Origin of the sequence: Kitasatospora sp. NPDC059722, from assembly GCF_042733235.1 — a bacterium.
Lineage (GTDB): Bacteria > Actinomycetota > Actinomycetes > Streptomycetales > Streptomycetaceae > Kitasatospora.
In genome coordinates, this window is sequence record NZ_JBHWGD010000045.1 from 52,472 (window position 1) to 65,581 (window position 13,110).

A 13,110-nucleotide genomic window follows, 5' to 3' on the forward strand; every position below is an offset into this window, starting at 1 on the left:
ACTTCGGCGTGCGTTAGATTTTCTTAGTAGGCCTTCTTGGTGGGGGGCGTCTTTTAGCGCGGGGGCGGGGGGGCCCCCGCCCGCCCAGCCGCGCGGCCCCCGAAGGGTGGTGCGTGCCGTGCGCGTCCGCGCGCCTACCAGGAGGCGGGGTGCCAGACGCCGTTGTACCACTCCTCGTTGGCGCTGTCGTTGTGGTGGTCCATGTCGCGGTCCACGTTGTAGTTGTTGACGTGGTTGGCCGGGTAGGTCCAGATGCCGGCCGACTCGTCGCAGACGTAGTCCCAGTTGCAGATCGTCTTGACCGGCACGTTGCCGAAGTTGCGGTCGGCGCCGGCGAGCGGGTAGCCGATGAGGCCGCCGAACGGCACCGCCCCGCCGTTGGCCCCGGGCGGGCCCTGGCGCTTGGGGTCCGAGACGAGGATGGCGTTGACGTTGTCGAAGGTCCGCCAGTTCTCGCTGACCCAGACATGCACCACGCCGGCCCCCAGGGAGTACCCGGCCATCTTGACGTGCTGGCCCGGACACGCGGCACGCTGGTCGCGCACCAGCCGGTTCAGCTCGTTGACGCCCGCGCGCGTGCTCGCGCCGTTCGGGATGTCGGTGGGATACCCGACGTGCTGCTGGATGTTGCCGCGGAAGCCGTCGTCCCACCACTTGCTGCCGGTGCCGCCGACGACGATCGTGTAGGTGCCCTCGCACGGAGCGGTCACGCGCGTCGTGGCGGCCTGGGCCACGGTGCCCTGGGCCGCCGTCAGCCCGGTGGTCATCAGGAGTCCGGCCGCCGCGGCCGCGATCTTTCGTGCTCGCATTCGATTTCTCCCCACGCAGTGGGCCGACGCGTCCGCTCTCCGGTGTGGTGCGGTGCGCTGGGCGGTCGGCCGAGGTGTCCGGACGACAGTGACAGCGGGCGATGACATCGCGATGAAGCGCGTGGTGGACGGTCGTTCGTACAGCTCCCGGCGCGGGGAGGTGCCGGTCCGCCAGAGAACGCCGGCCCGTCAGGGAGCGCCGTCCGCCAGGTGGTCGAGGGCCCCGGCGATGAGGGGCTCGTGCCGGTGCGGGGCCAGCCGTTCGCGGTAGCGCAGGGCGATGCCGGGCGGGAGGGCCCCGGTGACGTCGACGGCGTGGTGGACGGTCGCCGCGGCGAGGTCGAGCTCGCCGAGGGCGAGGTGCGCGTCGAGTGTGTACAGCAGGGCCAGGGGCGTGTAGGGGGACGGCGGGGCGGCGGACGCCGGGGGCCGGGGGTGCGTCAGCGGGCCGAAGTACGGCTGGGCCCGGCGGGGCCAGCCGAGGTGGAGCCAGGCGGTGGCGCGGGCGACGGGCAGGTAGCGCTCGTGCAGGTCGAACTCGGCGGAGGGGTCGGGCGGGTGGCGGTCGTCGGGGGTGCCGGCCACGGCGTCCGCCCGGTCCAGCGCCCGCGCGCAGGCCTCGCCCTCCCCCAGGCGGGCCAGGGCGATCGCCTCCTTGAGGTGGAGCCCGGCCGATCCGCCCGGCGCGGGGTGCGGGTCGGCGAGGCGGGCGGCCCGCACGACGGCCAGGGCGTCGGCCGCGTCACCGGCGATGATGTGACGGTTGGCGAGCTGCGCGAGGGCGGCCGACACGCACCCGGGGTCCCCCGCGGCGGCGGCCGCGCGGACGGCGGCGAGGTTGTGGCGCTCGGCCCTGGGCTCCTGGCCGAGGGTACTGGCGAGCCACGCGCAGACCAGGGCCGTGCGGGAGACGAGCCGCAGGAGCCGGCGGGCGGTGGGCCCGTCATAGCCGGTGGTGGTCACCAGGTGGACGGCCAGGCGGTGTTCGGCGAGCGCGGCGGCGTACAGCGCGCCCAGCGGAACGAGCGTGCCGTTCTCGTACTGTTCGAGGGCGGTCGTCCTGGCCTCGGTCCACCGCAGGCGCTCCTCGCGCAGGGGCGGGCCCTCGCGGCCCGGGGCGCGGCCGGATCCGGGCCCGGCGGCGCCGAGCAGGGCCAGTGTGCGTGTGAGCCGGGCGGCGAGTGCGGGGCCTTGCAGGGCGAAGGCGGACCAGCGGTCCTCCGCGGACGGCCGCCGGCCGTCGTGGGGCGTGCCGGTGCCGGCCTCGGCCGCCTCCGCTCCCGCCAGGTGCAGCCAGTGCGGCCAGCCGAGGCGGCGGACCTCGCCGGCCGGGACGCCGTGGATGCGCGCCATGGCGAGCTGGGCGGAGCGCTCGGGGACGATCCGCCCCGCCTCCCAGCGCGACACCTTCTCCCGGCGGGCGGCCATCTGCCCCAGGCCCAGGTCGGCGTGGGCCCGGGCCACCAGACCGGCGTACTCGGCCTGGGACACGCCCATCGCCGTCCGCAGCAACGTGAGGGGATGCGCCATGGCGGGACGAACCTCGCAGGAGCCGGGGCCACACCGGCTCGCGGGTGGGGGAACCCCGGCTCCGGGAACCGCTCCCCATCCTAGGCGCGGAGCATGCCGGGCGCGGAGCTTCCCGGGCGCGATGCCCGCCGGGCGGCGCGGAGCATCCCGGGCACGGTGCCCGCCGGGCGGTGCGGAGCATGCCGGGCGCGGAGTTTCCCCGGCACGACACCCGCCGACCGGCGCGGCGCCCGTCAGGCGGCGACGAGCTCGCGCAGGTCGATGCCGCGGTGCAGGGCGCGCAGGTCGTCGAGCAGACCGGACGGCGGCACGGCGAGCACGCCGCAGCGCGCCCGGTTGAGGCAGTGACGGGTGACGGAGCCGGGCAGCAGCCGGCGCAGCCTGCCGCGCGCGCCGCCCTGGCGGCCGGTGCTGACCACCAGCAGGTCGCCCGGGCGCTCGGCCAGCCCGGTCAGGACGGGCCCGGCCTGGCCGCGGACCACCATCGGCTCCACCGGCACGCCGATCGGCAGGCCGCCGAAGGCCTCCTCCAGCGCGCGGTCCAGGCGGGTGCGGGCGGCGTCCTCCCACTCGCGCAGCAGCGGCGGGCAGGGCTGCGCACGGTAGTTGCGCTCGCCGCCGACGGGGGTCCAGGCGAGCACCGGCACGAGGACGGCGCCCCGGGCCCGGGCCTCGGCCGCCGCGCGGTGCAGGGCGGTCAGGCTGTGCAGCGAGCCGTTCACTCCGACGATGACGCGTGCGCCGTACGACATGATCCTTCGCTTTCCCGTGTCAATCCCGCTTGATGTCTGCGATTACATTGACACAGTCCCGCATCGACCTGCAAATGCAAGGTATAAACTGAATCCTTCCTTTCATCTCCCGGTCACGCCCTTCACGCTTCCCGCACCTCCTGGAGCAGCCCCCAGGTGAAGTCCGCGGTGTACGCGCGCACCCGCCCGTCCTCGTCCGGGACGCCGAAGTCCAGCTGGAAGCGGGTGGGGGCGCTGCCCTCGCGCGGCACGGCGGGCGGGAAGGCGGTGGCGACGTCGCCGACCACGCAGCTCCAGGGCGCCAGGTCGGCGGGGGTGCGCAGCTCGGGCGCCGGGGTGCCGGCGGCACGCACCAGCCACTCGTTGAGCAGCGGGGCGCCGGCGTCGGCCGGGCCGAGCAGGATCTCGAAGCGCAGGCCGGGCCAGAGCGGCAGCTCCCACTGCCGCGCGGTGCAGGCGAGGTCCCCGATCGGCCGCGCCACGCTCGCCCCGGGCGGTCCGAGGACGGCGGCGTAGCGGGCGGCGGCGCGCGGGAAACCGGGCGCGCGGACCATCGCCTGCCAGCGCTTGTTCGCCTCCCGCATCCCGGCCCGGGTGGCCCCGAGCCGCCGGACCGCGCCCTCGACGAGGTCGGGTCGGTAGTCGGCCATCCTGCGCAGCAGCACCAGCTGGAACTCGGTCGCACCGAAGCCGTTGATCGCCATGTGCGCAGGCTACGTCGGGCGCCTACTCCCCCGTCCGGCCCGCCTCAGTAGCTCCAGGTGGAGCCGGTGCCGCGGTACTCCTCGACCGGGATCGGCTGGACGCCGGAGCGCATGCGGTCGGTGTAGAGCAGGCCGTCGAGGTGGTCGATCTCGTGCGCGATCAGTCGGGCGAGGCCGAACGCGTACGGCACCGTGGTCACGGTGCCATCGAGGGCTGCGGCGGTGACGTCCATCCGCAGGGGTCGCGGGACCATGCCGCGGACGTCGAAGAAGCTGAGGCAGCCCTCGTACTGTTCGTCGGTCTCGTCGGAGACGGCGGTGATCTTCGGGTTGAGCAGGATGATCGGCTCCGCGCCGGGGGTGGGTGGCAGGACGATCGCGGCGGCGCGGGGGATGCCGATCTGTGGGGCGGCGAGGCCCATGCCCTTGGCGAAGGAGTGGACGCGGCCGATGCGGTCGACGGCGGTGAACAGTTCGTCGATCACGGCCTGCGCGGTGGCCCGTTCGGTCGGTAGGTCGAAGGGCTCCGCCTGCCGGTTGAGGATGGGGGTGCCCTGTTGGATGACGCCGAGGGACTGCATCTGCTGGCTGGGCCGCACCTCGATCACCTGGTCTCCTTGGTCTGTTGCGGGTTGTCGGCGCCGACGCTGTAGGCGTACTCGATCCAGGTGGCGTCGCCCGGGTAGAGCGGGAAGCGGCCGTGCTCGTTGTCGAACAGGAGCCAGACCTCCTTGAACGCGTCGCGGTCGTGCTTGGCCTGCCATCGCATGTCCTCGCCCCGGCATGAGGCTCTGAGCGCCAACTCGGCCCAGGTGAGCGGGTGTTCGCGGTAGTGGACGTTGGATCGCTCGGGCTCGCTTTCGAGTGAGTGTGTCTGATGGTCTCCGGCCGGGGCCGGGCTGCTACTCGCGGACGCTGGCGGCCTCGGTGAGGGCGGCGCGGAGCGACCTGGCCAGCGAGTGCGCGGAGGGTCGCAGCCCGGGGTCGTGGGCAAGGCCGGCCAGCAGGGCGTTCTCGAAGGCGGGAAAGGGCCAGGGCCGGAGGGCGGCGATGTCGTGCGAGCGGCCCGCCGCTATGTCGGCCAGCAGGTCGGGACGGCGGGCCTGGGGGTCGCGGTAGTCGGTGGGCGGGGTGCGGGTCCAGGCCCAGAACAGGGAGGCGGCCAGCGACCACACGTCCGCGCCGGTGGTGGTGGCGATGTGCTCGGTGGTGTCGAGGATCAGGGCGACGGTCTCGGGGGCGGTGGTGTGGGCCCGGCCGCCGCGGTGGACGTAGAACGGCATGGGGACGGGGCCTTGGGCACAGGCCAGGTCGATGATCCGCACGGCGTCGACCTCGAAGACGATGTGGTCGGGTTGGAGGTCGCCGTGGGTCCAGCCGGCGGCGTGCAGGTCAGCGAGTACTTCGGCGGCCTGGGCCGCGGCCGTCAGGATCGAGCGGCGCGTGGCGGGGGTGTCGTTGCTGCGGTGGGCGGGTTCCAGGGCGTCCCAGAGGCTGGTGCCGTCGATCCACCGCATGGCCAGCCAGGTGCCCTCTCCGTACTGGCCGTGGGCCCGGTAGTGGTCGGCTCCAAGCGCTTCGAGCACCTGGCCCTCGCGGCCGGCCATCAGCCCATCGGTGATCTTCAGGGCGGTGTCGCCGACCTTGAAGAAGATGGTGCCGCGTCGCTCGTGCAGGAGCTTCGGGTCGCCGTCGAGGCCGAGCTCGGTGATCGGAGGGTGCACGAAAGTCCTTCCGGGGGCCGCCGTCCGGGCTGTCTCCTGGTGGCCGGCCTGCCCGATCTCGGGGCTGAGTGCGAGTGGTGGATGTGGCCGTCGGCGGCGGGGTTCCGCCCCCGGGGCGCCTGCGTCGTTCGGGCTTCAAGTTGCCCTAGGGTGTGGGGAGTTCCCGGTGGCGGCTCGCTGCCGGGACTTCGTGCTTCCTGGGGCGGAGTGGATCATGCGATACGTGCGGTTGCTGCGGCGCCGGCCTGTGCTCCTGCTGTGGGGAGCGCAGACGGCGTCGGTGTTCGGCGACCGGCTGTACGCGATGGCCGTGATGTGGATGGCGTGGGAACACGCGGGCGCCGGGGCGATGGGGCTGGTGGCCGTCGCCGAGTCGCTGCCGTACATCGTGCTGGGCACGGTGGGGCGCCGGTTGATGGACCGGTTCGCGTCGCTGCGGGCGCTGGCGGTGGTGGACGCGGTGCGGCTGGTCCTGGTGGCCGCACTGCCGTGGGCGTGGGCCGAGTTCGGCGCGGTGGGGCTGATCGTCTCGGCCGCTCTGCTGGGGGTGGGCGGGGCGCTGTTCGACCCGAACCTCGGCGCGATGGTGCCGGATCTGGTCAGGCCGGGCGAGGTCCAGGCGGTGAGCGGGCTGATGGACCTGACCGGCCGGATTGCCCGGATCGCCGGCCCTGGGGCGGCGGGGCTGCTGCTGGCGGTGATGCCGCTGGCCGGGCTGTTCTGGGTGGACGCGGCGACGTTCGCCGTCTCGGCGCTCGCCCTGGTGCTGCTGGCCGCCCGCGTCCGGCCGGCCGCGGCCGCCCCGCACACCGGGCCCAAGAAGGCCGGGGTGCGGCCGGGCGCCTGGTCGCTGGTGCGGACCCACCCGGACACGGGGGTGGTGCTGGCCGTGCACGGGATCGGGATCTTCGCTGGGGCGGTGTCGCTGGCGTTGCCTGCACTGCTGGCCGCCCGTCTCGGCGCTGGGGCCTGCGCCTACGCGGCGGTGCTGGCCTGCACGGGCGCCGGGGCCCTGGCGGGCAACCTGGTGGCCGGGAATGTGCGGCTGCCGGCGCCGCTGACGGCGGTGTACTGCGGGGCGTGGGCGGTGTCGGGGCTGGTGCTGGCGGCCACCGGGCTGGCAGGGTCGTTGCCGGTGCTGCTGACGCTGTCGCTGCTGTCCGGGGCGGTGTCGCCGTTTTTGCAGATCGCGTTGTCGACGCACTTCGCGCTGTTCCCTCCGGCCGCCCGGCGGCGGCTGCTGACGGTGGACCTGACCGTGATCCGCACCTGCGGGACGGTCTCGATGCTGTTCGTCCCGGCGCTCGCCGCCAGCGGCCCGAGGGCCGCGTTCCTGGCCGGCGGCCTGGCGGTGACGCTGGTCGGCGGGGCGGGTGCCGTGCTGGTTGTGGCCCTGGCCCGGGGGCGCAGTCCGCTGCCGGAGGTCGAGCCGGTGGCGGAGCTTGCGGCCCGCGACTGAGCACGGGCCGGGCCCCGCGGTGCGGGGCCCGGCCGGTGTGCTGGTGGTGCTCAGGTCAGCCGGTGATCAGCTGCCAGTGGGTGACGGTGATGTCCTCCAGCGGGATGCCGAGGTCCTTGTAGATCCGCTGGTGCATGGCGCCGAACCAGGCGTCGCGCCGGTCGTCGAAGAACGCCAGGTCGTACCAGGCGACGCCGAGGAGAACGGTGCCGCCGCCGTTCGGGTTGCCGGGCTCGGCCTCCCAGTAGGTGCACTGCCAGTCCCAGAGCATGAGCTCCTCGGGGCGGTTGCGCAGGCGCTCGTCGGACTCGCGCAGGGACTGGATGCACCGCTCGGCGGTGGCCGCGTCGGGGCAGTAGTAGGTGCAGTCGGACTTGGCGATCGGGGTCCTGTCGGCGCGGCGGGCCGCGTCGGCGTCCTCCCCGGTCAGGACGCGGACCCGGGTCACCAGGTCCTCGCGGGTGGCGATCTCTTCGAGGATGGTCACGGCGTTGTGCTCCTCTCGGTGGGGTGTTGATCCCTTGGGTGGTGCTACCAGCCCGTCCCGGTGACCGGGTCGGGGCTGGGGCTCTGGTGGTCGCGGCGGCGGATGCCGCCGGGGGCGACGTAGCGGACGTTCAGGCCGACGCGGGCGCCGTCGCTGGTGTTGGTGCCGGAGCGGTGCAGCAGGCGGCTGTCCATGAGCAGGGCGGTGCCGGCGCGGAGCGGCAGGGCGGTGGTGGTGTCGGCGGTGAAGCCGGTCGCCTGGTCGGCCCGGCCTCGGTCGGCGCCGTTCTCGGCCTCGGAGGAGAACGGCAGGTAGCCGAAGTGGTGGGAGCCAGCGACGGCGTGAACGCAGCCGTTGTCGAGGGTTGCGTCGCTGATGGCCAGCCAGGCGGAAACGGACCGGTCGGGGTCGAGTTCGACCCGGGCGTCGATGCCGTCCTGGTGCCAGGGGATCTCGAAGGCGCGGTGGGGCCACTTCACCACGAGGAAGGTGTTCTCCACCGCGACGGCCGGCCCGATGGCGTCCTGGACGGCGGCCAGCAGCTGCGGGGCGCGGACGGTCGCGCGGGCCCACTCGGCGCTCAGGTGCGGGTTGCGGACGATCTCCTGGTGTCGGGCGCGGTGCTCGGCGACGAGTTGGGCGGCACGGGCGTAGGCGGCTGCTGGCGCGGACCATTCGACGCCGGTCCGCAGTCCGCGGCGACCGAGGATTCCGTCTGCGCTGGTCACACTGGTCATCAGGTCCGATCCCTTCGAGACGGTGTTTCCCTGGGCGGTGCGAGGTGCCGACTCAGGCGGCGGTGCGGGGGCGGGTGCTGCCGGGCGCGAACGGCGGCCGCATCGGGGAGCGTCCGGGGTGTGGGAGCACGCGGAGGGCGGCTCGCACGGCCCGGCCGGGGACGGCCAGGAGGTGGCGCCGGGTCACGGGCTGTTCGGGCAGGGCCAGCTCGGCCCAGACGCGCTTGCCCCGCTCGGTCCGCTCGGCCCCGTGCGCCAGGGCGAAGCACTCGACCAGCGCCAGCCCCCGGCCGCTCTCCGCGTCCGCACCGGCCCGGCGGCGCGGCGGCAGCTCGATCGAGCCGTCGTAGACCTCGACGAGAACCCGCCGCAGCCGCACGCTCACGTAGACGGCGACGGTGAGCATCGGCTTCTGGGTGTGCCGGACGGCGTTGGTCACCAGTTCGGAGGTGACCGTGTCCAGCGCGAGCCGGGAGTCCTCGTCGAGCAGGACGCCCCAGCCGACGATGCGGGTCCTCACCCTGCGGCGGGCGGCGGGGACGGAGACCGGATCTCGGGTCAGGAAGAAGACATGGGAGTGCACGACCACGGTGAGGAACCCTTCGGCGCTGGCCTGGAGAGCGGCGCCAGCCACCCGGGAATGGACGAGCGGGTGGGCGGTGCCGCCGATCGTGAAGCCGAGGTGGTCCGCCGTTCCCGGGGCTCTCGCTCGGCCTGACATCGAGTCAACAGGTGTGCACTGGGCGTGAACACGGTAGAGACACCCCGGATGCTTGAATCCCTTGAAACCCGGCCCGGGGGCGGCGATGGCAGCACGCGAACGGACACCCAACGGCAAGCTCGCCGCGCTGGTCGTCGAATGCCGGTGGGCGAGCAACGGCGAGTTCGCCCGCGCGGTCAACCGGGCCGGCACCGAGGCCGGTTACAAACTGAAGTACGACGAATCCGCCGTCTCGCACTGGCTCTCGGGCACCCGCCCCATGGCGAAGTACCGGAAGGTGGTCCTGGAGACCCTGACCCGCCGACTGGGGCGGCCCGTCACCGCGTTCGAGGCGGGATTCGCCGATGAGCCTGACGTTCAGCCCCAGTCCACGGATACGGTGGCGGGACTGATCGACTTGGGGGTTACGGACATGGACCCATCGCGCAGGGGCGTACTCGGAGCCGGCCTGTACTCGGTCGCCCTCACCATCCCCGGCTGGCCGGACCACCTCGGTCGGTTCGAGCGGCTGAAAACCGACCCGCACGCCCGAATCGGCATGGCCGAGGTCGAGTCCGTGATCGCCATGACCGAAAAGATCAGCGAACTGGACGACCGGTTCGGCGGCCGGACTGCCCGCCCGATGGCCGCCGCTTTCATGGTCAACAACATCGCCCCGTACCTCAAGGCCACCGCCTCCGACGAGGTCCGCAGGGCGATGCTGTCCGCCGCCGCGGACCATCTCTACCTGACCGGCTACATGGCCGTAGACGAGCGCCTGGACCTGCTCGGCCAGAGCTACTACACCAAGGCCCTGGAGCTGGCTCTCGCCGCCGGCGACCACCTCACCTACTGCACGACCCTGCGCGGCATGAGCGTCCAGGCCGTCGAACTCGGCCACGGAGCCCCCGCGTTGCGGTACGCGAACGCCGCCGCTGCCGCCTCACCCGAGGCCGGACCGCGGATGCGCGCCTTCCTCGCCGGCCAGCAGGCCCACGCCCTCGCCCAGACCGGCGACCGCGCCGGCGCCCTGACCATGCTCCGCGGGGCCGAAGTCGCCATGGAACAGGCCGAGTCCAAGGCCAAGGCCCACGGCTCCTACGACCCGGCTTCCCTCTCGTACCACGTCGCCCAGGTCAACTACGAGCTCGGCGACCGCGAAGGCGCGATCCGCGCACTCCAGCACTCCGAGAAGGTCCGCCCCGCCGTGTACCGCCGGGCCCGCGTCCGCCACCGCGCGATGCTCGCCGAATGGCAGCTCGAAGCGGGCCGGTTGGAGGAGGCCGTCCAGAACTGGAACCTCGCCCTGGACGACTTCCCCCACGTCCGGTCCGGCCGGGCCGACGACCGCTTCCGCACGATGCTCTCCGCGCCCCGCCCGCACCGGCGCAACCCCCACGTCCGCGAACTCCTCGACCGTGCCCGGCCGATCGCTCCCCGTCCGGCCTGAGCCACCTCGGCGATTCCGGCGGGGGCGGGGGTCCGGAGTTATCAACAGAACGTCTGATTCCGGGCTGACCTACGAGATCAGGTTGACAACCCCAGATAACGCTGGATCGCCATGCCCGCAGGCTACGTCGGGCGCCTACTGTAGGTTCCGCGCTTCGCTGTCCAATTCCGGACCGCTGTGTCCAGCGGATAGCAAATTGGACAAGCCGCGTGGAACCACTGGTCAGCGCCGCGAAGCAGTGGGGACGAATCGGCTGGCTGTGGCGGTGCTCCGCGGTGCATCGTTCGGTGGTGAATGAATCCTCGTTGGCCGAGCACGACGACCGTTGGATCATGAATCTCAGGGGTCTGACCGTTGTCGAGATCGGCATCAGCTACCAGCTGTCCCTGCTTCTCGGCACGGAGGCGCGCGTGGTTCTTGGATGCCCCTTCGCCCTCACCCAGGGCGTGGGCGACGGCCGCCAGGACGTCATCCTTGATCCGGGGCGGCAGGATGTGACGGCGGCAATCGGATTGTTCGGAGCAACAGTCTTGTCGGCGGTGGCCTTCAAGTCGGGCTCGATGCGGCTGGTCTTCGACAACGGTTGGCACCTCAACAGCCGGGCGGACCCGTCGTTCGAGGCATGGGAAGTGCTGGGCCCGGGAGGCTGGCGGATCATCTCGATGCCGGGCGGGAAACTCGCGGTCTGGTCCGGGCGAGGCTAGGGACTTTCTTTCGGATCAGCGGGCGGACCAGATGAAGATGCCCGCGATGTGGAGTCCGGCCTGGTAGACGGTGGCGGTCTTCTCGTAGCGGGTGGCCAGGCCGCGCCAGTTCTTCAGGCGGTTGATGCAGCGTTCGACGGACGATGTGACAAGCCTCCTAACAAAGCACTACTAGTCGCCGACGCGCTTCGGGCTGCCTGCCGCACCCGCTGCCCAGCCGACCCGGTGGTGTTCCATTCGGATCGCGGCTGCCAATACACGAGTCGCGAATTCGCTCTTCCGGCAGGCAAGTTCGATGTCAGATTGTCGGTCGGCCGTACCGGGCAGTGCCGGGACAACGCGCTCGCCGAGTCGTTCTTCGCCACGCTGAAGCGGGAGTTGCCCGGCGACCGGCCGTGGTCGAGCCGGGCGGCGGCCCGCACCGCGATCTTCGAGTGGATCGAAGCCTGGTACAACATGCGAAGGCTGCACAGCGGCCTTGGCTACCGCAGTCCCGTCGAGTACGAGACCGTCCTGGCGGCCTGACCACCACACCGATGGTGTCCGTCAAAGCGGAGCAAGCTCACTGGGTGATCGCCGGAGGTGAGTCGGCTGACGTCCCCGGGCGCCAATACCCCTGCGGAGAACGAGAGATAGGCCCCTTCCGCAATCGCGGAAAGGGCCCTTCTGCGTTCAGGGGTCAGTCGGTCAGCTCGAACTCCTGCTTGATCAGCTCGGCCTGACGGGTTGGCCAGTGACGCTAGTGAGCCGGTGGTTCGTCAGCCGACGATGGCCCACGACTGGGGGTGGTTCCCGGGGTCGCCGCAGGTCCACAGCGTCAGCCAGGTCCCGTTGTCCAGGGAGTTGCCCTCCGAGGTGATGCACTTGCCACCGTGCAGGGTCCAGATCCGCTCCTGGTCGAGGTTGTAATCAAACCGCTGCGGGCTGGACGTCGCGTAGGGATCGCAGGTCCACAGAGTAAGCACGGCGCCGTTGGTACCCGAGGCGTTGCCGCGGGGCGTCATGCACTTGCCGCTCACGTCGTGAACCAGGAGCATCCCCTCCCAGTGCCAGTTCTGCAGGCTGCTGCCCGTGCAGGACCAGACCGTGACCACGGTGCCGTTGTCGGTGCTGTTCCCCTCAGGGGTCGCGCACTTGTTCTCGGTGTTCCACAGGACCGAGCTGCCGACGGCCTGCGCGGGGCTTGCAGCGAGTGAGGTGAACCCGATCATGGCGACCAGCGCGAAGAGCGCGGTCGAAAACTTGCGAATCATGTTTCCCCGGATCTTGGATCTTTTAATGTCTCGGCCTGCCGGGCCGTATGGTGCGCGCCCATGCCGAAAGGAGCCCCGGAGGGCTGGAACTTCTGGCAAGGGGCGGTCGCCCGCCCGGCACACGGCGGCGACCCACGAGCACTGAAGCCCGGGTCGCCGATGAAGGAGCGCCCAGGATGGGAGCGCATCGAACTGATCGTGTGTCGCATGGCGTGCGATCCGGGCACAGTATGTTCATTCAGCATGGTCGGTGTCCAGCCACATCCGAAAGCAGCTCCTCCGCAACGCCGTCGAAGGGTCTGCCCAATGAACGGCCCCGTCCCGTAGTCGGTGGTAACGATGTGCGGCGGGCGCCGTTGGCAGGTCCTGCGAGATGTCAATGAGCTTGTGGGCACGGTGTTTTCCGGGCTGTCGCCGCTGGCGATCGAGGACGTGGTGGACGAGGGCGAGGTGATCCGGGTGATGGCCCGGACCCAGGACGGTCCGGCGCCCTGCCCGGCCTGCGGGGCGCTGACGGACCGGGTGCACGGGTTCCACCGTCGAACGGCGGCGGACGTGCTGGCGGATGGCCGGCGGGTGCTGGTGGCGGTGCGCGTCCGCCGCTTGGCCTGCCCGGTGCTGGGCTGTCGACGGCAGACGTTCCGTGAGCAGGTGCCCAGTCTGCTGGAGCGCTACCAGCGTCGAACGGGCCGCCTCGCTGACCAACTAGGGACTTTCTTTCGGATCAGCGGGCGGACCAGATGAAGATGCCCGCGATGTGGAGTCCGGCCTGGTAGACGGTGGCGGTCTTCTCGTAGCGGG

15 protein-coding genes and 1 pseudogene are annotated in these 13,110 nt (G+C 72.0%); 5 read left to right on the forward strand and 11 right to left on the reverse strand.

The genetic code is table 11. The features are described from left to right. Window positions 1–134: 134 nt before the first annotated feature. The 7 genes from ACFV4F_RS26310 to ACFV4F_RS26340 form a co-directional block, all read right to left on the reverse strand. A complete protein-coding gene (locus ACFV4F_RS26310; RefSeq protein WP_380440417.1) occupies window positions 135–809 on the reverse strand; it encodes a cutinase family protein in 675 nt (224 codons plus the stop codon). A 189-nt stretch (window positions 810–998) separates the two neighbouring features. Beyond that, the gene (locus tag ACFV4F_RS26315; protein WP_380505955.1) at window positions 999–2,339 is read right to left on the reverse strand and encodes a hypothetical protein; all 1,341 of its coding nucleotides are present in this window, start codon (window positions 2,337–2,339) and stop codon (window positions 999–1,001) included. Between the two features lie 233 nt (window positions 2,340–2,572). Continuing rightward, window positions 2,573–3,091 carry a universal stress protein gene (locus ACFV4F_RS26320; RefSeq protein WP_380440413.1) on the reverse strand — a complete coding sequence of 173 codons (519 nt, stop codon included), beginning with the start codon at window positions 3,089–3,091 and terminating at the stop codon, window positions 2,573–2,575. A 122-nt stretch (window positions 3,092–3,213) separates the two neighbouring features. Beyond that, a complete protein-coding gene (locus ACFV4F_RS26325) occupies window positions 3,214–3,795 on the reverse strand; it encodes a hypothetical protein (RefSeq protein WP_380505958.1) in 582 nt (193 codons plus the stop codon). A 44-nt stretch (window positions 3,796–3,839) separates the two neighbouring features. Next, on the reverse strand, window positions 3,840–4,403 hold the full coding sequence (locus tag ACFV4F_RS26330; protein ID WP_380505961.1) for a peptide deformylase: 564 nt from the start codon (window positions 4,401–4,403) through the stop codon (window positions 3,840–3,842). Further along, window positions 4,400–4,564: a hypothetical protein gene (locus ACFV4F_RS26335; protein WP_380505964.1), complete on the reverse strand. Its 165-nt coding sequence runs from the start codon at window positions 4,562–4,564 to the stop codon at window positions 4,400–4,402. The genes ACFV4F_RS26330 and ACFV4F_RS26335 overlap by 4 nt, the downstream gene beginning before the upstream one ends. 133 nt (window positions 4,565–4,697) lie before the next feature. Then, window positions 4,698–5,519: a lipopolysaccharide kinase InaA family protein gene (locus ACFV4F_RS26340; protein WP_380505967.1), complete on the reverse strand. Its 822-nt coding sequence runs from the start codon at window positions 5,517–5,519 to the stop codon at window positions 4,698–4,700. A 214-nt stretch (window positions 5,520–5,733) separates the two neighbouring features. On the opposite strand from ACFV4F_RS26340, the gene ACFV4F_RS26345 reads away from it, so the two are divergent. Beyond that, window positions 5,734–6,978 (forward strand): MFS transporter, encoded by a 1,245-nt coding sequence (locus tag ACFV4F_RS26345; protein ID WP_380505970.1) that lies wholly within the window; start codon window positions 5,734–5,736, stop codon window positions 6,976–6,978. Between the two features lie 55 nt (window positions 6,979–7,033). On the opposite strand, the gene ACFV4F_RS26350 is transcribed toward ACFV4F_RS26345, so the two are convergent. The 3 genes from ACFV4F_RS26350 to ACFV4F_RS26360 are packed head-to-tail and all read right to left on the reverse strand — an operon-like array spanning window position 7,034 to window position 8,836. After that, on the reverse strand, window positions 7,034–7,465 hold the full coding sequence (locus tag ACFV4F_RS26350; RefSeq protein WP_380505973.1) for a hypothetical protein: 432 nt from the start codon (window positions 7,463–7,465) through the stop codon (window positions 7,034–7,036). A gap of 44 nt (window positions 7,466–7,509) precedes the next feature. After that, a complete protein-coding gene (locus tag ACFV4F_RS26355; RefSeq protein ID WP_380505976.1) occupies window positions 7,510–8,202 on the reverse strand; it encodes a phytanoyl-CoA dioxygenase family protein in 693 nt (230 codons plus the stop codon). Between the two features lie 52 nt (window positions 8,203–8,254). Beyond that, window positions 8,255–8,836 (reverse strand): ATP-binding protein, encoded by a 582-nt coding sequence (locus ACFV4F_RS26360; RefSeq protein WP_380505979.1) that lies wholly within the window; start codon window positions 8,834–8,836, stop codon window positions 8,255–8,257. Window positions 8,837–9,008: 172 nt separating this feature from the next. On the opposite strand from ACFV4F_RS26360, the gene ACFV4F_RS26365 reads away from it, so the two are divergent. From ACFV4F_RS26365 to ACFV4F_RS26375, 3 genes are all read left to right on the forward strand, one after another. After that, complete coding sequence (locus ACFV4F_RS26365; RefSeq protein WP_380505982.1) at window positions 9,009–10,352, forward strand: tetratricopeptide repeat protein; 1,344 nt, start codon at window positions 9,009–9,011, stop codon at window positions 10,350–10,352. Window positions 10,353–10,561: 209 nt separating this feature from the next. Then, on the forward strand, window positions 10,562–11,056 hold the full coding sequence (locus ACFV4F_RS26370; protein WP_380505985.1) for a DUF6188 family protein: 495 nt from the start codon (window positions 10,562–10,564) through the stop codon (window positions 11,054–11,056). Between the two features lie 48 nt (window positions 11,057–11,104). Next, on the forward strand, window positions 11,105–11,581 hold the full coding sequence (locus ACFV4F_RS26375; RefSeq protein ID WP_380505988.1) for a transposase: 477 nt from the start codon (window positions 11,105–11,107) through the stop codon (window positions 11,579–11,581). Between the two features lie 233 nt (window positions 11,582–11,814). Here ACFV4F_RS26375 and ACFV4F_RS26380 read toward each other — a convergent pair whose 3' ends face one another. Beyond that, entirely contained in the window at window positions 11,815–12,309 is a 495-nt protein-coding gene (locus ACFV4F_RS26380; RefSeq protein WP_380447583.1) for an RICIN domain-containing protein, read from the reverse strand. Window positions 12,310–12,705: 396 nt separating this feature from the next. Here ACFV4F_RS26380 and ACFV4F_RS26385 point away from each other — a divergent pair. Further along, a pseudogene (locus ACFV4F_RS26385) lies at window positions 12,706–13,017 on the forward strand (transposase family protein); the annotation flags it as partial. Between the last annotated feature and the right edge of the window lie 93 nt (window positions 13,018–13,110).